Origin of the sequence: Coleofasciculus sp. G2-EDA-02, assembly GCF_040226375.1 — a bacterium.
Taxonomy (GTDB): Bacteria; Cyanobacteriota; Cyanobacteriia; order Cyanobacteriales; family Coleofasciculaceae; genus Coleofasciculus.
Map to the genome: position 1 here is coordinate 32,648 of NZ_JAVKEW010000251.1, position 22,499 is coordinate 55,146.

Consider the following 22,499-nt stretch of genomic DNA (forward strand, 5'->3'; position numbering starts at 1 on the left):
GTAGAAAAATTCCAGGGACAGGGGAAGGAAGATGAGGGAGTTAACTCAAAACTCAAAACTTAAAACTTCCCCAATTGAAAACTTAAACCTTAAAACTTATGATTGTAGTCATGAAAGTCGGCTCTCCAGAAGCCGAAATCGAGCGCATTAGTCAAGAACTCAGCGAACAGGGTCTGACTCCGGAACCGATTGTTGGGAAACACAAGGTTGTTATCGGTTTAGTTGGTGAAACGGCGGCTTTAGACCCCCTGCAAATTCAGGAAATTAGCCCCTGGATAGAAGAAGTCCTGCGGGTTGAGAAACCCTTTAAACGGGCAAGCCGTGAGTATCGCAATGGGGAAGCGGGCGAAGTTGTGGTATCAACACCCGATGGACCCGTTACCTTTGGCGAGAATCATCCGGTGGTGCTGGTCGCAGGTCCTTGTTCGGTAGAAAACGAAGAGATGATTGTCGAGACAGCACGTCGGGTAAAAGCGGCGGGCGCTCGATTTTTGCGGGGGGGTGCCTATAAACCCCGGACTTCACCCTATTCATTCCAAGGACATGGAGAAAGTGCTTTAGAGTTACTCGCTGCTGCGCGGGAGGCTTCGGGTTTGGGGATTATTACCGAAGTCATGGATACAGCGGATGTGGATAAAATTTCCGAAGTCGCCGATGTGGTGCAAGTCGGTGCCCGCAATATGCAGAATTTCTCCCTGTTGAAAAAAGTAGGAGCCCAGGATAAACCGGTGTTGTTGAAGCGGGGAATGTCGGCAACCATTGATGAATGGTTAATGGCGGCGGAGTATGTTTTAGCGGCTGGGAATCCTAATGTGATTCTGTGTGAACGGGGAATACGAGGATTCGACCGGAAATATGCCCGCAATACCCTAGATTTATCAGTGTTACCTGTTTTGCGATCGCTCACCCATTTGCCGATTATGATTGACCCCAGTCACGGTACGGGTTGGTTTGAGTATGTGCCAACGATGGCAAAAGCCGCAATCGCAGCCGGTGCAGATTCGTTAATGATTGAAGTTCATCCCAATCCAGCCAAAGCATTATCCGATGGACCCCAATCCCTGACACCGGATAGCTTTGATAGCTTAGTCACAGAAATGGCGGTGATTGGTAAAGCCGTTGGGCGTTGGCACGAACCCGCGATGGCGATGGTATAAGTGTTCAAACACATCAGTGATATCCTAGGGGCACGGCAATACCGTGCCCTTGTTCTTTGAGTGAATACTCCACGCTTCATTCTTACGAATAGAAGCGTGGCGTCTAGCTCCATAAATGACAGAGTAGACCCGGTATTCGGCTCTCCCGTACTTAGAGTGATAATAAAGTCTTATGAATGAAGCTAAGGTCTCACGGTGTCATGCTTGTAGGTTGGGTTGACAAAGGAAACCCAACTAATCCAGCTTAAAAGCTAGGTTTTCCTCAAATCAAGCCAATCTCCACACACATAAGTAAAATTTATCACACCATGTACGGGAGAGCCAGACTACACCAATCAAGGCACGAGCATAAGAACGAGACATCTTCTCAGTTCGCTCGCTTGTGCTTCACTTGTTCGGGTGTCGGGGCTAATAGCCACCGATCTGTGCGTACAATCAAGTTACCCATACAATGATTATAGCAGTGAACAACGACAAAACACTAAAACTGAAGTCTAGGAATCACATAACTTTTAGGCTTTGCTATCATCTCATCCTGACACTCAAAACTCAACCACCGGAAAATCCGATTCGCGATAAAAATGGGTCATATTATCAAACTTCCGCAATTGAGCCCGCTTAACCCAAAACGAATTAACATCCTTAGCTAACCATTGCTCATTCAAATCCGATAACATACTACTGATGCGATCGCGCTCAAGCTGCGCTGGAATTTCCCCGAAGTATCCTAGGGTAATATGCGCCGTAAAATGGTACTGCTGCTCAACACCCAAACCAATCAATCCCGGATTTTGATAAAGACAGCGCCGGAACTCAACCACTCGTTTGTAAGACTCCTCATCTTTTGGCACCAAACAAACCCCAATCGCACGGGGCATGACAATCACGCCGAAAAACTGCCAGCATATAGGATAGGGATTCCTATACAACCCCTTATATTGCTCAAAACTCTCCCCAATTCGTTCCTGAAGTTGCTGATCAAACTCCGGATTATCCTGCACCGTATCCCGATAACTATTCTCCCAAATTAAATCCGCCAGGGTTAAATGAAAACTCTCAGGCGGAAGCGATAGCATTAAACTCGATTTAAATTCCTTCTCTAATATCCGTTGTAACTCCTGCAAACTGCTATAAAACCCCTCATTCTCTGACTCATCCTCCCATGGTGGCGTCATCACCGTGTATCCTGGAAAATTAACCGCCTTGGTTGTGCCATCAGCCAGACGCTCAAACTTAGGTGACTCCTGGATATTGGGTAACTGAGAGTGATAACTATCAGATACAGTCATCCTCGCCACCCGATTGATATAGGTTGGATAGGTATCATCCATGTTGAATTTCCTCCGAATGCGCTAAACGTCCTTATGCCAATTTATCTTTATTGGGGAGATAATGACTTTGCCCTGAATCAAGCCGTAAACGAACTACGCCAGTCCTTCCTCGACCCTAACTGGCTCAGTTTTAACTATGATAAAATTCCCCCAGACCAACCCGACGCCCTCATTCAGGGACTCAATCAGGCGATGACTCCCCCATTTGGAATGGGAGGACGATTAGTCTGGTTAGTCGATACCACCGTTTGCCAGAACTGTTCCGACAGCGTCCTCGCTGAACTCGGACGCACTCTCCCCGCTATTCCGCCAGAATCTATATTACTGCTCACCACTCATCATCGACCCGATAAACGACTCAAGTCCACCAAGCTGCTACAAGAACACGCCCAAATCCGCGAATTTCCCCTAATCCCCCCCTGGAAAACCGAGGAATTAGTCCAACAGGTTAAATCCTACGCCCAAACCACTGGCGTTAAACTCACTCCCCTAGCGGCTGAACTCCTCGCCGATGCGGTGGGTAACAATACCCGTCAACTTGCCAACGAATTGGACAAGTTACGCCTTTACGCTGGCGATGGGACAACTAGCTTAGATGAACGCGCTGTTGCGGCATTAGTCACCACCACAACTCACAATAGCCTACAATTAGCCGAGAGTATTCTCAAAGGCGATACCACCAAAGCCTTGGGACTCATTGCTGACTTAATCAACAACAACGAACACCCATTAAGAATCGTCGCCACCCTCGTGGGACAGTTTCGCACCTGGTTATGGGTTAAGCTAATGATCACTCAAGGGGAAAAGGATATAAAAGTCATTGCTACCGCCGCCGAAGTCGGTAACCCCAAGCGTATTTACTTCCTGAAAAAAGAGGTGCAGCACCTTAGTCTAGATCAGTTAATCGCAACTTTACGAGTCCTGCTAGAGTTAGATGTTAGCCTCAAACGCGGTGCTGATGAACTCTCCACCCTGCAAACCCAAGTGATCAAACTGTGCCAAATTTGCTGTTGATTTGTCATTCGTCATTCGTCAGGGAATAGGGAATAGGGCATAGGGAATAGGTTAGAGTTTTGAGTTAACTTCCCCAGCTCCCCCAGCTCCCCCAGCTCCCCCAGCTTCCCCAGCTCCGCTACCCCCTTATCTCTAAATAGCGGAACTTCTATCCCCTAAAATAGTTCAGGAAAAACAAGCCCACAGTGGGTTTTGTTGTGTACTTTTAATTATTTGCGATCGTTATGATTACGTTCTACTGTAATCACCCTCATTTGACTCGTTTCTCTCGTCCACTGATTGTAACGGCACTAACCACCTTGGGTTTACTGTCTGGGTTCATCCCCGAACTTTCCCGAGAGTCCCTAACCTTGGACTTCAACCGTGCTGTCTATGCTCAACAAGCCGTTCCAGAGGATGATATCAACAACTACGCTCGAGCGGTTTTAGCGATGGAACCCCTACGTCAAGTTGCCTATAACGAAATTAAAAAAATCGTAAATGGCAACATTCCCGATATCCAGTGTCATCGATCAGAAACCATCAATCAACTGCCGTCTCAGGAGGCGCGAGCAATTGCCAACAATTATTGTAACCAAGCTTCGGCGTTGGTCAACAATTATTTAACCCCCTCTCGATTCAACCAAATTACACGTCTGGCGGAAAAAGATGGTAATTTACGACAACGGATTCAAGATGCATTACAAAGGCAGCAAAAATCCAGGTAACGATCAACCACTCTTGTGGTATAATAAGGCTCGGTAAGGAACTCTCTACATAAAACATCGAACCCTGAGTTTTATTGAGTTCCAAACGGTAAAAACCTGTCAAGATAGAGCTATTTTGCCGGATTCCATGCCCATACAGGCGCGATCGCAAACCTATAGGATTCCCTGGACGAGTTGTATCGCCGCACTCGCCATCATCCTCTCTGGATGTGCATCTAACTCCAATCCAGAGGCTACTCCCTCTATCTCCCCATTGCCAGCCGAAACCATCACTGAAGAGGACATCAAAAATTACGCCAAGGCGCTTCTGGCGATAGAAGGTAGCCGTCAGACTGCCTTCAGCGAAATTCAACAACAGATGAATCAAGAGCAGATTCCTAGTATTACCTGTACCCAACCCGATTCCCTCAAAGAGCTCCCTTCTGATGTTCAAGGAATTGCCGTCAACTACTGCAACACAGCCAAAGAACTTGGCGAAAGTCAGGGATTCAGCATGGCTCAATTTAACGCCATGACTTATACTGCCCAATTAGACCCTGATTTACAACGGCAAATTCAGAATGAACTGATTCGCCTGCAACGGTAACTTTAGCTTGACAAGTTGGGCGATTTATGCTGATGTTGACGCAACGATTGAACTCAGCAACAGAAATCTCCGTTAATTTTACACTTTCCCTCACCGCAGAGGAACGCACCCGGACGCGCTACCGCTTTGAAACCCCAGAGGGTCAAGGTTTGTATCTGCGTTTACCGAGAGGGACTATCCTCAACGATGGGGATTTACTCCAATCACAGGCAGGTGAGGTGGTGGTTCAGATTGCGGCGAAACCCGAACCTGTTTTAACAATTACTTCCTCCAATCCTCTGAGTTTACTGCGAGCCGCTTATCATCTGGGTAATCGCCATGTCCCCTTAGAACTCACTCCCCACTATTTACGCTTATCACCTGACCCCGTTTTACAGGCGATGCTCAATCAGTTAGGCGTGGAGGTGAAGCCAGAAATTGTCCCCTTTCAACCCGAAATTGGCGCGTATCACCATCATGGGTGAAGGGAGTTTTCTTCTAAGGTAGAAGGCACCAAGGCTGTAAGATTTAGAGGATCGGCTGTTTGGTAACGGCTGGGTTATTACGACTAAGCTGCACCAGTGCGATCGCGGCTCAACGTTGAGGTAATAAATAAAGTAATATGACTCGTAAACGTTTGATTATTGAAATGGGTATGGGGGTAGATCAACATGGACAGGAACCCACTGTCGCTGCATCTAGGGCTGTGCGGAACGCGATCGCGCACAACGCTTTACCCGGTGTCTGGGAAGTTGCGGGTTTGAGCGATCCCAATCAAATGATTGTGGAAGTGCAAGTCGCTGTACCTTACCCGGAACAAGTGCGACAGGAAGAGGTTCTCGCCATGTTACCCTTTGGTCGCAAATCACTCACCGTACAATCGGGTGGAATGGTAGTTCAAGGTCGAGCCATTCCTGAACTCAATGATAAAAATGACGAAATGCTAATTGCTGTTGCAGCCGTTACCGTTTTCGTGGAAACTGAATAGCTGAGTTAACCTGATTAAAATTAGAGAATAAAAAAATTACAGTTTAACAGGTTAACCGCTAAAGTGAAAATCCGTTTAATCCATCGCAAAAGGCAATGGACTCTGACTATTCAGGGATGGATAGTTACACTTATTTGTATAATTGCTTTAATGGTATTCACTCTCAGCACTATCTACCCATTCCTAGCGGTTAACTCTCCCGTGGCGGCTGATGTCATAGTGGTGGAAGGCTGGATACCAGATTATGCAATTAAGGACGCGATCGCACTCTTCCAGCGCGGGTCTTATAATCACCTGATTACCACGGGTTTACCCGTCTCGAAGGGATATTATTTAGCCCAATACAAGAATTTTGCCGAACTCACCGCCGCCACATTTATCGTTTTGGGGTTTAACCCAGAACAACTGGTAGCTGTTCCCGCCCCCAAGGTGATTAAACATCGAACTCAAGCAAGCGCCATCGCCCTACGGGATTGGTTATCGACGTCCGAATTAGACATAAAATCGATAAATCTTTATTCCTTAGGACCTCATGCCCGTCGAAGCTGGATTATATTTAAAGCCGTATTAGAACCAGAAATCCGAGTCGGTGTGATTGCGGCTGAACCTCAAGAGTATGATCCTAAACAGTGGTGGCACTCTAGCGAAGGGGTACGAACCGTAATTGGGGAAGTGATCGCCTATCTCTATGCCCAGTTTGTCGATTGGAAATAGCCCTACTCTAACTTAGTTGACGTACTCCTCTGTTCTCTAACAAATGACAGATGACAAATGACCATTAAAAATCCACCCCTCGCTTCAAATCCACTCCTTTGTCACAATAATGCTTATGACAAATCATCTCCGAATGGACAGTCGCCAATTCAAAGTAAGCGGGTTGATTTTTACAACGACCTGTGATAATAACTTCCGTATCGCGGGGTTTCCGTAACAGCGCCTCGACAATGGGTTCAACCTGCAACAGTTCCAAATCAACCGTCGGATTCAGTTCATCCAGAATAATCGTTTTATACAACCCTGACGCTAACGCCGCCCGGGCAATTTCCCATCCCCGTTCTGCTTCTACATAATCCAAAATTTGCTGCTGTCCCCGCCAAACGATCGCGTCTCGCCCACAACGCTGATGATCCACCAGATTTGGGTAACTTTGGCGTAAGGCTGCGATCGCGGCGTCTTCAGTATACCCTGTCCCTCCCTTCAACCACTGCATAATCAGAACCCGGTGGGATTTATCCGTACTAATTCCGCGACCAATGGCTTGTAACGCCTTCCCTAACGCATTGGTCGATTTCCCTTTCCCCGCACCCGTATAAATTTCAATTCCCTCAATCCCCTGTTCCCGAGAAACCGGGTGATCGTGGGGAACTGACTCACTATGTAAATCCGCCAAATCCAACAGCGCTGGCGGCGTTCCTCGTCCCGTGACAATCACTTCCAGAGACGGGGGTTTATTGGTCAGGGTTTGCACCACCTCCTCAACCGGGAGTAACCCCAAATCCAGCAGGGGATTCAACTCATCCAGAACCACAACCGAATAGAGATTTGACGCGATCGCGCCTTTCGCCACATCCCACCCTCGCTGCGCCTCTAGCTTGTCAAACCGGGTTACTTCCTCTTTAGTAAAAAATTCACTTCGTCCCGTGCGAACCTGATCAATCAAGTGAGGAAACGCCCGTCGCAACGCCTCAATCGCCGCATCCTCATCATAGTTACGTCCCGGTCCCTTAAGAAACTGTAACAATAACACCCGACTGGATTCTGCACAGTTGATCCCCAAACCAATCGAGCGCAAGACCACGCCCAATGCGGCTTGAGACTTCCCCTTACCCACGCCATCGTAAACATGAATCTGACCGGTGATGCGTTCTGTACGCTCAGCCGCCGTGCGAATACCAATACCTGTCCTAGTCATTGACGATCCTTGGGACTTTATCAACCCCACTCAGTTTAACGATACAACTGGGAATAGTGAAGTACCCCAACTTGCTTCGCTGAAGTTGGGGCTTCCAACCTCTTAAAACAAGGACGGTCTTATTCGTCTTCGGGATTTCCCGCTTCATCCGCCAACGCCTCCAAAGGTTGCCCTCTATTGGTCTTACAAGAGCGTCCACAGGCAGCCGTCCGCCTTCCGCAGACAGTGATATTTTGTTAGTCCGCTTGGTTAGAGCGGTTTGTGGTTGGGGTTCCAACCGAATAATGCCAATAGGCATCTTGCGCTATTCTTTTGGAGGACGCTTGCAAGCGAACGGTGGTCGAGTTCATTAACGCGCTTTTGACTACATCTCTATCACACCGAGCATCGACCATCTGTCTTCCCATGCCCTAGAAGGTAGACCTAGGCGGGTTATTATAATTTTACTACAAAAAATTTGGCGGTCAGGACGATTTTGGAAATTTCCGTACCTCCAATTTCCCGCTGTCCATCCTCACCCGGCTGTCACTGAGGGTGAGGACTTCCGCGATTACGTTAAGAATAACCTTCACTCTCTTATCCCAGCCAGTCTAATATAGTATAAAAATACCCCCGTTGCCGTTATGGGGGAAAAAGGTAGCAGGTAGAAGCCTCCAAGGATGTTAGGTTTATCATATCTACTTTTTTATCGCTCCTTAATTTTTCCGCACTACACTATGAACTGATACATCGAGCAAAAGGAAACTATTATGATAGATGTTGTTTTGCCCCTACAACTGATTGTCTTTCAAATCTTATTCCTCTTGGTTGCGATCGCCTTAGAAGCCAGGGTTTTGCACCAACGGCTAAAACTCACTCGTAAAACCAGTATTCAATATGCCACCTCGCTGAATTTATGGAGTGTTGTCATTGGTTGGTTAACTTTTTTATTCCTGGAAACTTTATTGCCTCGATTTTTGCAGAATCAAATTGTTAGTTTTATTTTCTTCGATCATCCCATTGGCAGTAGATTAGATAAAGCAAATCCTCTAATAATCTCACTGGGTATTTGTATTTTCTTTTTTACTTTTATCATCAAACTGCTGGGGTTGGAATTACTAAAAATCTGGATTCATGATAACCCGGAACAGTTGAATACGAGTTCCAATTTATCAAATAAAAGACCCAGCTTGCTTAATTCACCCAAACGCAAAATTACCCAATCAAAACCCAATCCTGCCTTTGCTGTGCTACTGGCTAATGCCTATAGCTACAGCGCTATTTTGCTAATTTTGGTGTTACGGTTTCTGGAGTTTAATCGCGCCCTCTGATCAATCCATAACCTGAGATACCTTCGGGATAATTCTAACTATCCTTAAGCCCCTAAACCCTATTTTTAAATCAAAACGATGCTCAAGAAGATTTTTGAAAATTTTTTGAATTGGTTCAACAATACCCTGAAATTCTTCTTAGGAGTATTTGTTCCTCCTACGGCTTTCTCTTGGCAGACCCTGATTGGGCTAAGTATTTTCTCCTGGCTAATGTCATTTTTGGCAACGAACATTTTTAAGATTTTATTAGAGAGTTTTAGTTGGTTATTTTTAATTCTAGGTGTATTTTGGGCGACGAGTAGCAATAAAGCCTTCAGCATTGGCAAAGTTTCCTTAAGTCCCTGGATTACTGGAGCGTTGATTACTATTTATCTTTCTGGCGTTTTTACAAGAGAATTATCACCCTATGCTTTAGTCTTCTGGCCCCTCGTATCGGCAGTTGTTGCCGCATTACCCGTTTGTTTAGATGGCAATTTTAAACCCAAAATTCCCGATAGAGACAAACGTCAACCCCTGGTGTGGCTATTCACAACTCAGTTGATATTAAGCAGTTGGTTTCAATTCTATTTTCTGGTGCAAAACTGGTTAGTTGAATATCCCACAATCGCGGCTGATACATTTAAGCAAAGTGCCTTTGTTGTCAGAATAAATATCGATGAATCTCAGCAAAGGCTACCCCGGGGGGTTACCATTTTAGATTTGATGGCATCTCGCTTAAAAAAACAACTCGATAACCAAGCTTGGTCGGATGTCGAGCGAATTCTTCTCCCCAGTGAACGCGAACAGTTAATTGAACAGATTAAAGCCCAAGTGATGCAAGAACTCACATCTGATGATATTGAAGAAGACAATTTATGGCAAGTGAGTTCCGGTGAGATTTCGCTCCGGGATTCGGGGTATAACTTAGATCTACAAGCCCTTTGGCAAGGTCCGCGATCGCAACCCGAACCCTACTTACTCACCAAATCTTGTCAGATCATATCCGTCACTCGGCGAACTGACATCGGTATTAGTCTCGTCGGTCAGGTAAAATGCGATCCAGCAGCAGGATGGGGCGTTCCTAAACCGATTGTTACCTCTCAATCTCCAACTTGATGAATTATGAATTCTAGACGCAACGAATGAATTGAAAAAGAACAAAGAACAAAAAACAAATGACAACTAAAACTTTAGGTAGAATTTGGACAATTGCCACGAATGGGTTTCAGGAAGTCATTCGCGATCGCATTTTTTATGTGATTGGCTTTTTTGCCCTGCTGTTGATTGTTGCAATACCACTCCTGGGGGAAGTTGCCGCTACCACAGAAGATAAAATATTTATGGATTTGGGTTTAGCGGCGATTAGTCTTTTGGGAGTACTCGTTGCCATATTTGTCGGGACAGGTTTGATTAATAAGGAAATCGAAAAACGCACTGTCTTGGTTTTAATCCCTAAACCCATCTCACGGGCAGAATTAATTATTGGCAAACATTTAGGGTTACTAGGAGTCCTTGCGGTTTTGGTTATCGCCATGACAGCTATTTACTTAGCTCTCCTCAGTTTCAATGGCATTAATTACCCTTTAGTCAGCCTACTGATTTCGGCGCTTTATCAGTTTTTAGAGTTAAGCCTAATTGTAGCTGTAGCGCTAGTGTTTGGCGTATTTACCAGCTCAATTCTAGCCACACTCCTAACCGTTGGTATTTATTTAATGGGACATTTGAGTCGCGACGTGCTGGAGTTAGGGAAACTTAGTGAAAACGCGACTCTAGAGACGATAACCCAAGCTCTTTACCTTGTTTTACCCGATTTATCTCGTCTGAATTTGAAAAATGAAGCGGTTTATGGGTTGCTCCCTTCTTCTGTGACTCTGTTAGGACATGCCGCTTATGCCATAGTCTACACGATCTTGCTGCTTGCGATCGCGATTCTGATTTTCTCCCGACGTGAATTTTAATTGGTAATTTAGGGATTGGTGATTGGGCGAAGCATGTCCTTCTGTACACCCCTGTTCCCTACTTCATGTATTCACCAAAATAAAATCCTGCACAATTTCTACCACTTCAGGCGCAATCTCATGCCCCATATCCACTTCTTTGTACTGCATGGGAGCGCCTAAGGCTAGTAAATAATCCCGCAATCGATGAGCTACCCTCAAAGGGACAACATTATCTTGTCTACCATGAACGATTAAAACAGGGGGCAAAGGAGGTTCAATTTCTTGAGGTGTACGATGCCAATAACCACTCATTGACACTAAACCCGCTAAGGGTAAATGTAATCCAACATCTAGAGCCATGGCTCCCCCTTGAGAAAAGCCCATGACAATCGTAGAGCCAAGAGGAATACTGGTGAGACTTTCTAAAGACTTTAGCCAATCTGTCAAAAGACGCTGACTTTGTGCCAATCCCTGATAATCTTCTCGTTCCAAGTCATACCACATATAGCCTCCAGGCACATGGGGGTGGGTAAAGGGCGCATTGGGTAGCAAAACATGGTAATTAGATAGAGCCAATGCTGGCACAAGAGGTTGCAAATCCTCAGCGTTAGCCCCCCAGCCATGCAAAATCACAACCAGTCCCACTGGTTGTTGACCTGTAGCTGGTGGAATTGAAATCGTCTCCAAAGACAGGGGCTTACTCCTGAAAAATTTAACCTGTGACCATACTTGGGTTACAAAGGTATTATACCTGCGAGGATGAATACCATCCGAATGAAACGAAAACAAGTTTTCTCACCAGAGGTGATTCATTCCCCACTATCCCTCTCTTGTTTGACATCTCCTCTCCTTAAAAGAGAGAGGATTCTGAGCTGATGTTAGGCGACAGCTTGAAAGACTGTCGCTTCACATTTCTCACGGTATGATCGTCTCAAGCGAGAAAACAGGTCATACCGTTTCGGCAGTGCCAAGCTGCCCTTACCCACCTTGGCTGTCGGGTAAGGTTTGAGAGTCACCTCTGTTCCCTCCCCTAAGAACCGGACATGAGACTTTCGCACTCATCCGGCTCAAGCCTTACTTCAAGCAAGTTTAACTTGGTTTTATGTATCTGCCTATGACACGCGCCGTGTAGATGCTGGAGGTTTTCGGTGTCGTCCGTTCCACCCTCAGCCACAGGTACTATGTGATGGGTTTCGATTCCCTCTCCATTGAATAATGGTTCGCCACATTCTGGACACTTCCATTCCTGGTTTTCTGCTATTGTATAAAGTTTAGTCCCTTTATCAAAGCGAGTTTTCCCAAGCTTCTGGTGGCGTTTGTCCCAATACTCTTTTAACGAAGGGTCATCGGGGCTAGCGTTACCTTTAACCTTTATATGACGTTCAATGGGGGTAGATGCAATTTTATAGAGAACAAGTTCTTTGTTCTTTCCCCGCCTATCGCTTGTAGTACAAGCGAAAGTCCATTGATTGCCTTTAATGGTTTTAAAGTAGCGCTTGTATATCCATCTTGCTTTTTTGTTGGGATGTCTACGCTTCGCCCAACGCCAAAGGTATTGCCATATTCGGTATGAGATATAGCTAAAGGTTTCTTTGCTTATTACCCCTTTGTAGTAATTAGCAAAACCTCGGAGAAGTGGATTGAGCTTTCTGATTAATGCTTCCTGTTTTACGCTACTCAAATTTCTCATCTCCTCTCCTAAGCGTTTGCAAAAGGTGAGAACCTTCTTTTTGGATGGTTTGATTAGAAGTTTTCCGTTGTAGTGCCGGGAGTTGAACCCCAGAAAGTCGAAGCCTTCTTCCATAGGCGTGATAGTTGTCTTCTCAGCGCTTAACTCAAGACCTCTTTGGGACATCCATGCTTGTATCAGGTTTTGGGCATTTTCGAGACTCGCTCTGTCTCTAGCCGTAACAATGAAGTCATCGGCATATCGCACCACACCAAGTCTCTTGTTGGTGGCTTTTATAAAGGTTTCTAAGCCATGCAAACCGATGTTGGCAAGTAGCGGCGAAATAACTCCGCCCTGTGGTGTGCCTTGTTCTGTGGGATTAAGTTTCCCTTGAGACACAAAACCCGCTTTTAACCATCCTTTGATGAGTTGTCTTTTGGGGAAATTACCCAACATGGTCAGGATAGATTCATGGGCGATGTTGTCAAAGAATCCCTTGATGTCAGCTTCTAGAACCCAAGTATCTCTGCCAGTGTTACTCATGCAGGTTCTTATGAAACATTGCTCAATGGCATCTTGGCAGCTTCTTCCCGGTCGGAATCCGTAGGAGTGTTGCTCGAATACGGCTTCCCATTCAGGTTCTAGTGAATTTTTTACTATTGCCTGTTCGATTCTGTCGCGCACGGTCGGGATACCGAGCGGTCGTTTCTTTCCGTTAGGCTTTGGAATCTCCACCCTTCGGGTCGGTTTGAGGTTTCCCCCGTTCCAGCTATTTACCAGAATCACTCGCTGCTCAGGGGTATTGACTATTTCCTTATCAATTCCTGCCGTTGCTTTACCAAGATTTGTCTGAGTGATACGTCGAACTGACAAAAGCAAGTTTGCGTAGCTTCGTAACATTAACTTCTGTAAGCTTCTTAACTTACGGAAATCACCAAGTTTTCTTGCACGAAAGATTCTTTGACGTAGGTTTCTAACGAGCTTGTTAACTTTTTTCCAGTTGACCTGGCTCCAGTCCTCAAGCTGTCTCTTCAGTCCGTTTGTTGTCAGTGTTGACACCATCTAACTTGTCCTTAGATTGGATTCCTTTGTGAAAGTTTCTTTCGTATAAGACCCAGAAGAAGTCAGCTTTCCTTTCGGTCAGGGATAATGTTTCAACCCTATCTGACTCATTACAAGCCAGCCTTCGCTTTTTCTTCCATCCTTTACCCTCCAGAGAATTCCGTCCTTGTTGCCTCAGACCTACTAAGAGTAATCGACCTCTCTTAGACTCTGTAGGGCTTACCCTGTTGTATCGTTTAGTTTTATTTGTTTCCTTTAGGCGCTGACTCTTCTGCGATGGGATTAGAGTTCACACAACAAACGGAAAACCTAGCCGTTTGTTCTACCCATTGACCTTTTGGTTAATGCCTATCAGCCATTTGGCATTTTTAGGAATCACGCAGTTTATATATCAGTTCACTTTCGTTCGCCATCGGGAACTTTCCCTCTAGCTCCTAACCAGTTTCGGCTACCAGTTTCGGCTACGTTTGGGGTCTGCATTCCACCTGTTTCATTACTTACTTGAGGCGTGACCGGACTCCGAAGAGTCTTTTCCATGAGGGCATGGGGTGTGAATCCCATGGGGGAGTCGGCTCCCCGTACTAAACGACCTTTTCAGGTCGCGCGGGTTTTTTCCTAGCCTAGCGGCTCCATCCATGACTTTATCATTAAGAGAACATGGATAAGCGACTAATATTATCGGGCAAAATCTGTCCATATTGCGGCAGAGAAACTGAGTTTACCGATAGTGCTAAGGTGTACCACGGCAAAAACTATGGGATGATTTACCTGTGTCGCCCCTGTCAAGCATGGGTAGGAGTCCATAGCGGAACGGATAAAGCACTGGGTAGGCTGGCTAATGCTGAGTTACGACGCTGGAAACAGAACGCTCACGCCTGCTTTGACCCACTCTGGAAGCGAAAGATGCAGAAAGGATTTAGTAAAGCAGAAGCCAGAAATGCGGGGTATAAGTGGTTATCGCAGCAGATGAACTTACCGCCACAAGAAACTCACATTGCCATGTTTGATATTGAGCAGTGCAAAAAGGTTGTTGAACTTTGCCGTCCTTATAGCGAGCGCTAGAATTTTTCCTCCTATCACGCCTTGGTTTTCCTCAGCCTAGCGGCACCTGAGAGGTGTGTTTTTATAGGCTCAACATGGTAAACGAACCAGGACTTTACCACTTGCAAGACCAACTTTGTAAGTGGAAACCCAATAAAATTGACCCCAATCTTAAGCGCAAACTCTCCCCCGGCTGGATGATTCCCTATCTGCTAGACATCGACATAATGACCTGGCAGCGCTGGGATTACTGGGCGAAGATAATGATGGCTGGGGAGCTAATCTCCGAACCCATTCCCTTAATTGAGTTCAGTTGTGGCTCATCCAAACACGCAGAAGGTGAAGGCAGCGGTGCAAGAAATCACATTGAAAAGTGCCTCGATTTGATTCCCCAACACGGCAGTTGGCTTGGCTGGAGTAGCTGGCAGTACTTCAACTATTTCATGGACTGGTTGCTATTCGGCTTTTGTTATCACGGGCAACCAGAGGAACCAACGGAACCATCAGGATGCACCGGGGCATCAATGCGACTGTATCAATACTTCAATCTGGCTTGGTTAATCTGCTATCCTTACGATTACTTTGGCGGGATATTAGCAGCGAATCGACACGGCAAACATTTGGGTTTCTATCCAACTCCGATGCCCGTAGTCAATATGATGTGTCGCATAACGATGGGGGATGAGGATAATCGCACCAAAACCGTGTGTGACCCCTGCCTTGGCACAGGTCGAATGCTGTTGTATGCTTCCAATTATTCCTTCAGATTGTACGGTCAAGACATCAATCCCACTGTCATCAAAGCCAGCTTAGTCAACGGTTATCTCTATGCCCCGTGGATGGTGAAGCCATTTCCATTCCTTGATGCGGCACTGTGCAATGGTCATGTTAAGTGCAGCGACGGGGAAACTGTCAGTCAGAAAGTCTCTGATGATATGAGTAATAATCAGGCGATACCTTCTCTTCTCCTGTCGGAGACGCTGCGCGAACGAGACGCTACGCGAACGGCGGGCTTCGCCAACGCATCCCGTCCCGATGTGGCTGAATACCTTGCCGACACCGAACACGATACTGAACAACAGTGGCGGTTTGAACCCATCAAGAAACGTCGTAAGAAGGATGCATATTCATCAGATTCAGAACCAGACTACTACCAAGGCTGTTTATTTTAGGCAGCTTTAAATGGCATCGATCCTCGGCAATTGCCGGGGATTTTTTTTGAGGAAGATGATGACTTGCTTCTGATGATGCCCTTGATTGGGAAGACTCTCTGACAACTTAGCCGACCATATCTGTATGTTCCGGTGCAGCGCATTTGTTAGGCGCAAGGCGACTATTTTGCTATTCCTGCGTCTCATTCACCGAACGAATCGAAGATTATTGAATCGCTGGTACGGATTCAAATCTAATCTCCATAAAAGCAACTGGCACTGTTGGGGGTTTTTTTAGAGAAAACATGGTATTGATGAGTCCATGATAACGCTCTCTGTCTGACTATTATTGATCGCTTGGAGGCTCCTTACTCCCAGCGAACACAGCAGCAAGAGCGCTAGCGATCGCAAATCTAGCATCGAAACCCCAGCGTCTATAAGCGACTAGCGTCGCGCCGACGGGTAAGCAATCACCTCTTACCCGTCTATGCCAATAATCTCAATAACTGATTTAAACTCCCTAATCAACCCGACGTTGCTGACTTCACCCATCTATAGTGATCAACAACACTTTCAGCTAGTCATGAAACAAACCTGCCTGAAACTTCCCACAGAACCCCTGCTAGTTGCTCATCCACAAATTGATAGATGGATTATGGAAGTTAACTTACTATTTCCTGAAGTATTTGAATGGGAACCTCCTCAACTCTTAGTAGATACTCAGTTCATTACCCAACTTTGTACGGGCGAAAAAAATGTGTGTGTGCAAGTCAACACAAACGCAGCTTTTCTGGAAAATCGAACGGTCAATCTAATCGAGTGGGCAATTCGGCATCCGTCCTTAAATTGGTCTGACAAAGTAAAATTGTGGGTAGCGGCAGACTATCTCTCATTGCCACCAGAAAACCTCAAGTTGACCATCTTAGCACTGCACCCGACTCATCCAGGTAAAAGACACGAAATCAGTTGGGATGAGCGGCAACACGTAGAGACAAGAGATTGGTTGGTGTCTGTTCTGACAGGACAGGCAGCACAGACGAAAGCGCCAGTTACCAGTCGCCAAAAATCACCATCCCGCTCCGCAATTCTAGCTAATTTCAACATTGAAGAGATTGCAGAAGTCGAGATTTGACCGGATTCTAAGGACGGAGGGAGTTGATTTGTACGCGATCGCGCTTTCGGCAGTGCCAGATGCGATCGCTTTCATAGTCGAATATCCCCAAATCCCTCTCCCTCAAAGCTTTAAGCCAAATTTATCCCAACGAGTCCACCAATCCCAATGGAAAATTTTCCATTGGCAACCACTGGAACAGCATCTGGCTATCGCTTACCAATTCCACCAGTGGCAAAAACTCGTTTATGTCGCTTAACTTTACCAACAACAGAGTCCAGCGGGTCAGAGCCATACCTTTTACTTGAACCTGATCCCATCTGCGACTCTTGTGGAACATTACCCCCAGCATCAGGCAACGGTAACATCCGTTCGGCTTCGGCAATGCGATCGTACAAAGCGGCTGTAAGCTGTTCTAGACTAGCAAGTTGCACCCGACTCTCCAACCGGGGTTTGACCTGTGTATCCCAAAGGGCTTCACTTTCATCCTTACGCTTCAAATCAGCTTTGGGAATGGGTATAGTCAGCGCATAAGGAATTGACCCCTCGCCGCCAGAACTGTAGCCGGGGTTAGTAATCACGCATCGCCCTTGGGGGAACCGCAGAATCTCATCCACTGAAAACAACGGCATCTTCTGGAGTGACTCGTTCCAACTGATTGAGCGATTGCCTTGAGATTGACCGCCCTGAGAACGACTGGTAGACTTGCTTTTTAGCAGGACTTCTTTCTCTCCGTACCGCTCAGAATATTTTTTGGCAGTGTCAGTATTGCCGGGGTTGAACAAGATGTGAGTGCTACAAGCAGAAGCGATCGCGACCCCCATCTTCTCTCCATACCCCTCGTACAATTGCTCCAAACTTTGAATTCCTAGGATAAAACAAGCCCCATTCGAGCGATATTCATTAATCCACTGCGGCATTCGATCCAATCGAATTGAAGGAAACTCGTCCAAGGAAATAATCAGCGGGTCTTTCCGGGGACGGCTTAAATTAGATACAACCAGCAAGTGAATCGCTGCTGCTAATAGCGGTCCCACCACCGAGCGCCGCTCATCATCTAATTTGAAAACAATCATTTGCCGACCTTCAATTTTAGTCGGTATATCCGACTTACCCAGAAAAGCTCGTAACAGGTCAGCCTGAATAAAACTACTAAAGGTTCCCGCCGCCGTTGTCAGAATTCCAGAAATAGTTTTCTCAGCTTCCTTTGCACTCAAAAACTGATTAAAACTGGTAGCTACCCACTCATCTATTTTACGAGATTGTACAGCATAATCAATCCGCTTTACAAAATTTGGCAATCGCATAATTGCATAGAGCATTGCCATATCCGGGTACTTAGACCCCTTGACCAATTGAAGCAGTGCTTTAGCCAACAAGTCCCCAGCTTTGGAGAAAAACTCATCACTTTTTCCTTGACCGGAGCTAGCATTTCGATTAATAACCTGACCGATTTCCCCAGCCATTACGGAATCTTGAGGGGATTTCATAAAGTCAAGAGGATTAATGACACCCGAATAAGGTTCCCCCGGCGCAAATACTGACACTTTATAACCGTAGCGAGCTGCTAGCGGTGCGTGAAGTTTGAGTTGCTCCCCTTTTTTATCATAGATCATAATTGGAAAGCCTTGTACCATCGCACTTTCAATCGCTCTATCTATTGTGGAAAAAGTTTTACCAGACCCAGGCGCTCCAATTACTAAAATTGACCGTTCTGCATGAGGCAGCCAGACAGTCGGACTGCTTCCCAAGAGCGTTTGGAAAGTAGAGACAAGACTTCTAAGTTTTTTCCCATTCCACCAATAGCGAGGACTGCCACACCAAAGAGTAACTTTATTATGTTTACGTTCCTTAATTTGTTTGATTGACAGCCGAGTAGCTGCCACCTTTTCCGAAGTTCCACAGAGCTTACCTGTGGTAATCTTGCCTTTCCCACTTCCCATAAACCGAGAGAGTAAAAGGAGGAAAATAAACATTCCTATCGTTAAATAACCTTCAGGGTTATTGTATTGTTGTAAGAGTCCACCTAAGTTAATTGAAAATATCGGTGCTGGTTGCTCTGTTCGGCTCTGAGTTTGAGCGATAACGGGGATAGAGTTAGCTTGAACTAACAAAAACTTTGTTTCAAAACTCATAATTTACCTGTTGCTGTTCTGTAAAATACATCCCATTCATTACACTTCGGGAAACGGGAGATAGTTTGTAGGGACAAATCAACATTGATAGACAAGTCAGTTTAACCAACAACTGTTATTGGCTTGTTCTGCCTTGGGGACGATAAATTACAGTTAACAGGTCAGCCTTTCGGTTAATCAACAGCACTGTGTCTCTAAAAAGCTCACAAAGGGAAACTGTCCTCGATGAACAAAAAACAAAAAGAGTGGTTGTCGGAATTCTTTAAAAGGCATCCAGACTATAAACTTTCAAAATCGGCTGGAATTACAAAACTAGGAGCGGGTGATATCTCAATGACTCTAGAGCGTACAGAATGGATATACATGGAAGCAGTTCCCACAGACTATTCAGGAGGATATCTACCCGGTTTCAAGTACCATTATATTAAAGCTGAATGGCACTGACTTAAGAGGCGATCGCAGGCACGCCCAAGTGCGAAATGTGGGCTATAACTAGGGACAAAAAAAACGCTATTAGGAGGGGCAGCGGGGCGAATGAACTGTTATCTACTGCTCTATACCTCTGGTCAGCCTCCCTAGAAATGCAGGTTTAACCCGCCTCAACAGAATTTTCCTCCGATTCGGGTAAGATGCTAGGAATTGCCATGACCATCAGCATAATCAGGTTAGCCACCCAAAACAGCAGAACTAACCCCAATAAACCCACCCAAAGCATCGGATAAGCGACTAGGTGCAGACCTTCCCACAACTGCCAAATCCGAAACCCTGTGTAAAGCCCTCCAATAATGACCACAACACTTTTGCAAAGCCAACGGCTGAACGTGACCTCACAGGCAAGCTGAACGGCAACAGCCAATAAATAGCAACTGAAAAACTGGCGAGGAATGGGCTGATTCCAAAAAACGACCCACATAACCAAGGGCAGGATGACCCCAACGACTAGAGCGACCTTGACCCAAATCCTCATAAATTGCCACTGTGCCGAGCTGAAAGCCATCATGGGTTTGAGTGGTAATGCCCTTTTTTTGATTAGCCAACCGACTAGAGCGCTCAATAGTGTAGCGATAGCGATAAATAAAAAGACGCTTAACCAGCGATTGGCGATGAGGGCTTGGGTTGGGTTCATCAGTATTGAGGTCAAAGCTGCCTTGGTTGATCATCCTACCAGATAACCTGACGCGGTGCTGGTCGCAGCCACCACAAACTGACTAAGATTATTCAAGGACAAATCCCCTAGAAAATAGCGATCGCTTACTCGTTTTATCCACTCACTATCAGTCTATCCATCTCAATTAACCGCTGTTGCAGTCGGGTATAGCGTTGCTGCTGATTGGTTTGGTTCAGGGCGATCGCTATTGCTTTCTTCGAGCCTATTAAAATCGCCAGTTTCTTCGCACGAGTTAGTCCTGTGTAGAGCAGATTTCGAGACAGCATCAGGTAATGTTGTGTATATAACGGCAGGATGACTACTGGATACTCACTTCCTTGAGACTTGTGAATAGTAACTGCCCAAGCGAGAGTAATTTCATTCAAATGTCCCTATTCTCAGTCAACCAAGCTATAAAACGACCCTACTCACCGGACGTGGATAAACCTTTGCATTTCAACAACAACTCAGGTTCGTCTCGGTGCAGCAGGCTTATTGAGCTGCGTCTAGCCAAACATTGTTGCGTAGTCGCAGGCGAATGTCTTAAAACTGCGCGGCTCTTTACCAATTGCGTCCTGCATACCAGACGAAACCACTGCTGCCTCATTGCGTCGGTAGTGCGCGTAATCCTCAATCAGTCCGTCTGCTTGCCAAGCTGGAACCCCAATGTTGAGCAGTTGATCGCGCATTGCTTCAGATGAAATATCGACGAATGCAATTTGACGATTGAGCGCAGCCGAGAGTTGTTCTGCCATCTCAGCATGAGTCAATGCCTGTTGTCCCGTGAGGTTGTAAATCTTTCCCTCATGCCCTGTTTCTGTTAGAGCAACTACTGCAACTTCTGCAATATCGCGCACGTCTACCACGCTGACCTTTGCATCGTTGATCGCTGCATAAAAGGCGTTTTGGCTTGTGATCGTCGATCTAAAGTTTAATAAGCCCTGCATAAAGAGGTTGGGACGCAGAAACGTGTACGTCATTCCTGATGCTTGAATTGCCGCTTCGACTGCGGCATGGTAGCGCAAAAAGCGCACGGGCGAATGGGCATCGGCTGCAAATTGCGATAGTTTGACGATATGCTTGACACTACTCTGACGTGCCGCATCAACAAACGCGAGTTGTTGGGCTTCTGCGTGTTCTGTAGAGTTCGTTAAGAGAAAGGCACGGTCTACTTCAGTCAGCGCCTCCAACAGCGTCTCAGGGCGATCAAAGTTCCCCTCCACCACTTCAACATTCGGGAGTGCAATTTCTTTTGCTCGATCATGGTTACGAACCATTGCGCGGACTTGCACGTTCTGTGCTGCGAGTCGTTTGACAATCTCTGTACCGTTGCTTCCAGTTGCGCCAGTTACTAAAATCTTCCGGTTCATTGGAAACCTCCTGATGTGTGTGTTGTAGTAAGCTTTGACTCAAAAAGCGATGTCTCAATGACTCGAATTAACGTTTTGTGCAGGCATATTGCTGTTGGATGGCATTGTTTTTGTACACTTCTAGTGTTCCAGATTGCTGGCTATCTAAGGTTCCATCCCAAACCCAGTATTGATAATTACCATTCTGAAACTTGTAAACTCGAACGCCTTCAGTTGCTTGGCTCGTCCCTCTTCCCAAACTCAAATTTCCATTGGAACTGGTTGAGCGATAAAGGAGTTCGCCTGATTGCTTAGTTTTCCAGATATTAACGTTGTATCCGCCTTGGCATTGCAAGTTGAGGAGCAAATTAGCTGTGGAATCGGCTTTTGCAGGCAGGGCGAAATGAGCAATCAGGCTAGTTGCTAAAGCCAGAAGAGTTGTGGAACGAATTAGGAATGCTTTCATGGTGTCCTCTCTGAGTATTTGAGTGGGTAGATCTATCGAACCAATCGATAGAAATGAGGTTGACAGGGCATCGCCCACCATTTTGTAAAACCCTTCACAATGAAGGTTTGTAGGCAGTGCCCACCCTATTGGCTGCGATCTAACAATTTCATCTGACATTAATTGCGCCCAAAAGCGTGGTTGCTTGAATGATGAAAATTGCCTTTGAAACTGCTTTGCCGACCAACTCTCCTTCTGCGATCGCTCTAATTCGCGATCGCGCTTCAGGACGTTCTTCAGGTCTGAACACCGCATCGGTCAGGTGAGAGGCTTGCATTAAACTAACGGGACTTAAACAAAAATCAACGCCAAATAAAGCCCAAACTGGCTTTATAAGCGACAAATACGTCTCTATTTTCGTTTAACCAAGCGATAAAAGCACTTGACATTGCTGTACGAAATGCTTCTAAAGCATCAGCAAAACTC

General features: G+C 45.9%; 27 protein-coding genes and 1 pseudogene. 15 read left to right on the forward strand and 13 right to left on the reverse strand.

All coding sequences use genetic code 11. The features are described 5' to 3' along the window. The first annotated feature begins 98 nt into the window (after nt 1-98). Entirely contained in the window at nt 99-1,157 is a 1,059-nt protein-coding gene (gene aroF / locus RLO19_RS29260) for a 3-deoxy-7-phosphoheptulonate synthase (protein WP_446361050.1), read from the forward strand. A 542-nt stretch (nt 1,158-1,699) separates the two neighbouring features. Here the strand turns inward: aroF and RLO19_RS29265 are convergent. After that, on the reverse strand, nt 1,700-2,488 hold the full coding sequence (locus RLO19_RS29265) for a DUF1868 domain-containing protein (protein WP_446337064.1): 789 nt from the start codon (nt 2,486-2,488) through the stop codon (nt 1,700-1,702). 33 nt (nt 2,489-2,521) lie between these two features. Here RLO19_RS29265 and holA point away from each other — a divergent pair, with 33 nt between their 5' ends. From holA to RLO19_RS29295, 6 genes are all read left to right on the forward strand, one after another. Beyond that, on the forward strand, nt 2,522-3,502 hold the full coding sequence (holA, locus tag RLO19_RS29270; protein WP_446361052.1) for a DNA polymerase III subunit delta: 981 nt from the start codon (nt 2,522-2,524) through the stop codon (nt 3,500-3,502). A gap of 224 nt (nt 3,503-3,726) precedes the next feature. Then, nucleotides 3,727-4,209, forward strand: a complete 483-nt coding sequence (locus tag RLO19_RS29275) for a DUF4168 domain-containing protein (protein ID WP_446361054.1) — start codon at nt 3,727-3,729, stop codon at nt 4,207-4,209. Between the two features lie 115 nt (nt 4,210-4,324). Continuing rightward, a complete protein-coding gene (locus RLO19_RS29280) occupies nt 4,325-4,795 on the forward strand; it encodes a DUF4168 domain-containing protein (protein WP_446361056.1) in 471 nt (156 codons plus the stop codon). A gap of 26 nt (nt 4,796-4,821) precedes the next feature. Then, entirely contained in the window at nt 4,822-5,259 is a 438-nt protein-coding gene (ureE, locus tag RLO19_RS29285) for an urease accessory protein UreE (protein WP_446361058.1), read from the forward strand. A 137-nt stretch (nt 5,260-5,396) separates the two neighbouring features. After that, nucleotides 5,397-5,762 carry a Lin0512 family protein gene (locus RLO19_RS29290; protein WP_446361060.1) on the forward strand — a complete coding sequence of 122 codons (366 nt, stop codon included), beginning with the start codon at nt 5,397-5,399 and terminating at the stop codon, nt 5,760-5,762. 63 nt (nt 5,763-5,825) lie between these two features. Then, nucleotides 5,826-6,476 carry a cytosine deaminase gene (locus tag RLO19_RS29295; protein WP_446361062.1) on the forward strand — a complete coding sequence of 217 codons (651 nt, stop codon included), beginning with the start codon at nt 5,826-5,828 and terminating at the stop codon, nt 6,474-6,476. Nucleotides 6,477-6,540: 64 nt separating this feature from the next. Here the strand turns inward: RLO19_RS29295 and RLO19_RS29300 are convergent, their stop codons facing one another. Continuing rightward, entirely contained in the window at nt 6,541-7,674 is a 1,134-nt protein-coding gene (locus RLO19_RS29300) for a cob(I)yrinic acid a,c-diamide adenosyltransferase (RefSeq protein ID WP_446337054.1), read from the reverse strand. 749 nt (nt 7,675-8,423) lie between these two features. Between RLO19_RS29300 and fraC the strand changes: the two genes are divergently transcribed. From fraC to RLO19_RS29315, 3 genes are all read left to right on the forward strand, one after another. Continuing rightward, nucleotides 8,424-8,984, forward strand: a complete 561-nt coding sequence (fraC, locus tag RLO19_RS29305; RefSeq protein WP_446361064.1) for a filament integrity protein FraC — start codon at nt 8,424-8,426, stop codon at nt 8,982-8,984. A 78-nt stretch (nt 8,985-9,062) separates the two neighbouring features. Continuing rightward, nucleotides 9,063-10,079 (forward strand): DUF5357 family protein, encoded by a 1,017-nt coding sequence (locus RLO19_RS29310; RefSeq protein WP_446361066.1) that lies wholly within the window; start codon nt 9,063-9,065, stop codon nt 10,077-10,079. Nucleotides 10,080-10,138: 59 nt separating this feature from the next. After that, the gene (locus RLO19_RS29315) at nt 10,139-10,921 is read left to right on the forward strand and encodes an ABC transporter permease (protein ID WP_446361068.1); all 783 of its coding nucleotides are present in this window, start codon (nt 10,139-10,141) and stop codon (nt 10,919-10,921) included. A gap of 63 nt (nt 10,922-10,984) precedes the next feature. Here RLO19_RS29315 and RLO19_RS29320 read toward each other — a convergent pair whose 3' ends face one another. From RLO19_RS29320 to RLO19_RS29335, 4 genes are all read right to left on the reverse strand, one after another. Beyond that, nucleotides 10,985-11,596, reverse strand: a complete 612-nt coding sequence (locus RLO19_RS29320) for an alpha/beta hydrolase (protein ID WP_446361100.1) — start codon at nt 11,594-11,596, stop codon at nt 10,985-10,987. 185 nt (nt 11,597-11,781) lie between these two features. Next, entirely contained in the window at nt 11,782-11,919 is a 138-nt protein-coding gene (locus RLO19_RS29325; protein WP_446361070.1) for a hypothetical protein, read from the reverse strand. Nucleotides 11,920-11,933: 14 nt separating this feature from the next. Beyond that, nucleotides 11,934-13,634: a group II intron reverse transcriptase/maturase gene (ltrA, locus tag RLO19_RS29330; protein WP_446361071.1), complete on the reverse strand. Its 1,701-nt coding sequence runs from the start codon at nt 13,632-13,634 to the stop codon at nt 11,934-11,936. Between the two features lie 396 nt (nt 13,635-14,030). Continuing rightward, nucleotides 14,031-14,171, reverse strand: a complete 141-nt coding sequence (locus RLO19_RS29335) for a hypothetical protein (protein WP_446361073.1) — start codon at nt 14,169-14,171, stop codon at nt 14,031-14,033. Nucleotides 14,172-14,291: 120 nt separating this feature from the next. On the opposite strand from RLO19_RS29335, the gene RLO19_RS29340 reads away from it, so the two are divergent. The 4 genes from RLO19_RS29340 (at nt 14,292) to RLO19_RS29355 (ending at nt 17,196) form a co-directional block, all read left to right on the forward strand. Further along, on the forward strand, nt 14,292-14,696 hold the full coding sequence (locus RLO19_RS29340) for a zinc-finger-containing protein (protein WP_446361075.1): 405 nt from the start codon (nt 14,292-14,294) through the stop codon (nt 14,694-14,696). A 74-nt stretch (nt 14,697-14,770) separates the two neighbouring features. Next, a complete protein-coding gene (locus tag RLO19_RS29345) occupies nt 14,771-15,847 on the forward strand; it encodes an N-6 DNA methylase (RefSeq protein ID WP_446361077.1) in 1,077 nt (358 codons plus the stop codon). Nucleotides 15,848-16,313: 466 nt separating this feature from the next. After that, nucleotides 16,314-16,958, forward strand: coding sequence for a hypothetical protein (locus tag RLO19_RS29350; RefSeq protein WP_446361078.1), 645 nt, complete (start codon nt 16,314-16,316; stop codon nt 16,956-16,958). Further along, nucleotides 16,939-17,196, forward strand: a complete 258-nt coding sequence (locus RLO19_RS29355) for a hypothetical protein (RefSeq protein WP_446361080.1) — start codon at nt 16,939-16,941, stop codon at nt 17,194-17,196. The genes RLO19_RS29350 and RLO19_RS29355 overlap by 20 nt, the downstream gene beginning before the upstream one ends. Here the strand turns inward: RLO19_RS29355 and RLO19_RS29360 are convergent. Further along, complete coding sequence (locus RLO19_RS29360) at nt 17,147-19,072, reverse strand: type IV secretory system conjugative DNA transfer family protein (RefSeq protein WP_446361082.1); 1,926 nt, start codon at nt 19,070-19,072, stop codon at nt 17,147-17,149. The genes RLO19_RS29355 and RLO19_RS29360 overlap by 50 nt on opposite strands. A gap of 225 nt (nt 19,073-19,297) precedes the next feature. On the opposite strand from RLO19_RS29360, the gene RLO19_RS29365 reads away from it, so the two are divergent. Beyond that, nucleotides 19,298-19,516, forward strand: coding sequence for a hypothetical protein (locus tag RLO19_RS29365; RefSeq protein WP_446361084.1), 219 nt, complete (start codon nt 19,298-19,300; stop codon nt 19,514-19,516). Nucleotides 19,517-19,661: 145 nt separating this feature from the next. Here the strand turns inward: RLO19_RS29365 and RLO19_RS29370 are convergent, their stop codons facing one another. From RLO19_RS29370 to RLO19_RS29395, 6 genes and pseudogenes are all read right to left on the reverse strand, one after another. After that, nucleotides 19,662-19,928, reverse strand: a complete 267-nt coding sequence (locus tag RLO19_RS29370) for a hypothetical protein (RefSeq protein ID WP_446361086.1) — start codon at nt 19,926-19,928, stop codon at nt 19,662-19,664. Next, complete coding sequence (locus RLO19_RS29375) at nt 19,900-20,232, reverse strand: hypothetical protein (protein ID WP_446361088.1); 333 nt, start codon at nt 20,230-20,232, stop codon at nt 19,900-19,902. Before RLO19_RS29375 ends, RLO19_RS29370 begins: the two co-directional genes overlap by 29 nt. 100 nt (nt 20,233-20,332) lie before the next feature. Continuing rightward, nucleotides 20,333-20,605: pseudogene (locus RLO19_RS29380) on the reverse strand (ATP-binding domain-containing protein); the annotation flags it as partial. 120 nt (nt 20,606-20,725) lie between these two features. Next, complete coding sequence (locus tag RLO19_RS29385) at nt 20,726-21,589, reverse strand: SDR family oxidoreductase (RefSeq protein WP_446361090.1); 864 nt, start codon at nt 21,587-21,589, stop codon at nt 20,726-20,728. Between the two features lie 67 nt (nt 21,590-21,656). Further along, a complete protein-coding gene (locus RLO19_RS29390; RefSeq protein ID WP_446361092.1) occupies nt 21,657-22,034 on the reverse strand; it encodes a hypothetical protein in 378 nt (125 codons plus the stop codon). 148 nt (nt 22,035-22,182) lie between these two features. Then, on the reverse strand, nt 22,183-22,350 hold the full coding sequence (locus tag RLO19_RS29395; RefSeq protein WP_446361094.1) for a hypothetical protein: 168 nt from the start codon (nt 22,348-22,350) through the stop codon (nt 22,183-22,185). Between the last annotated feature and the right edge of the window lie 149 nt (nt 22,351-22,499).

Coding starts and splice junctions, on each gene's coding strand:
- RLO19_RS29375 (WP_446361088.1), bottom strand. CDS start 20,232: ATGATCAACCAAGGCAGCTTTGACCTCAATACTGATGAACCCAACCCA.
- ltrA (WP_446361071.1), bottom strand. CDS start 13,634: ATGGTGTCAACACTGACAACAAACGGACTGAAGAGACAGCTTGAGGAC.
- RLO19_RS29290 (WP_446361060.1), top strand. CDS start 5,397: ATGACTCGTAAACGTTTGATTATTGAAATGGGTATGGGGGTAGATCAA.
- holA (WP_446361052.1), top strand. CDS start 2,522: ATGCCAATTTATCTTTATTGGGGAGATAATGACTTTGCCCTGAATCAA.
- RLO19_RS29350 (WP_446361078.1), top strand. CDS start 16,314: ATGCCAATAATCTCAATAACTGATTTAAACTCCCTAATCAACCCGACG.
- fraC (WP_446361064.1), top strand. CDS start 8,424: ATGATAGATGTTGTTTTGCCCCTACAACTGATTGTCTTTCAAATCTTA.
- RLO19_RS29360 (WP_446361082.1), bottom strand. CDS start 19,072: ATGAGTTTTGAAACAAAGTTTTTGTTAGTTCAAGCTAACTCTATCCCC.
- RLO19_RS29300 (WP_446337054.1), bottom strand. CDS start 7,674: ATGACTAGGACAGGTATTGGTATTCGCACGGCGGCTGAGCGTACAGAA.
- RLO19_RS29345 (WP_446361077.1), top strand. CDS start 14,771: ATGGTAAACGAACCAGGACTTTACCACTTGCAAGACCAACTTTGTAAG.
- RLO19_RS29395 (WP_446361094.1), bottom strand. CDS start 22,350: ATGCAAGCCTCTCACCTGACCGATGCGGTGTTCAGACCTGAAGAACGT.
- RLO19_RS29315 (WP_446361068.1), top strand. CDS start 10,139: ATGACAACTAAAACTTTAGGTAGAATTTGGACAATTGCCACGAATGGG.
- RLO19_RS29385 (WP_446361090.1), bottom strand. CDS start 21,589: ATGAACCGGAAGATTTTAGTAACTGGCGCAACTGGAAGCAACGGTACA.
- ureE (WP_446361058.1), top strand. CDS start 4,822: ATGCTGATGTTGACGCAACGATTGAACTCAGCAACAGAAATCTCCGTT.
- RLO19_RS29340 (WP_446361075.1), top strand. CDS start 14,292: ATGGATAAGCGACTAATATTATCGGGCAAAATCTGTCCATATTGCGGC.
- RLO19_RS29265 (WP_446337064.1), bottom strand. CDS start 2,488: ATGGATGATACCTATCCAACCTATATCAATCGGGTGGCGAGGATGACT.
- RLO19_RS29310 (WP_446361066.1), top strand. CDS start 9,063: ATGCTCAAGAAGATTTTTGAAAATTTTTTGAATTGGTTCAACAATACC.
- RLO19_RS29335 (WP_446361073.1), bottom strand. CDS start 14,171: ATGGAAAAGACTCTTCGGAGTCCGGTCACGCCTCAAGTAAGTAATGAA.
- aroF (WP_446361050.1), top strand. CDS start 99: ATGATTGTAGTCATGAAAGTCGGCTCTCCAGAAGCCGAAATCGAGCGC.
- RLO19_RS29275 (WP_446361054.1), top strand. CDS start 3,727: ATGATTACGTTCTACTGTAATCACCCTCATTTGACTCGTTTCTCTCGT.
- RLO19_RS29390 (WP_446361092.1), bottom strand. CDS start 22,034: ATGAAAGCATTCCTAATTCGTTCCACAACTCTTCTGGCTTTAGCAACT.
- RLO19_RS29365 (WP_446361084.1), top strand. CDS start 19,298: ATGAACAAAAAACAAAAAGAGTGGTTGTCGGAATTCTTTAAAAGGCAT.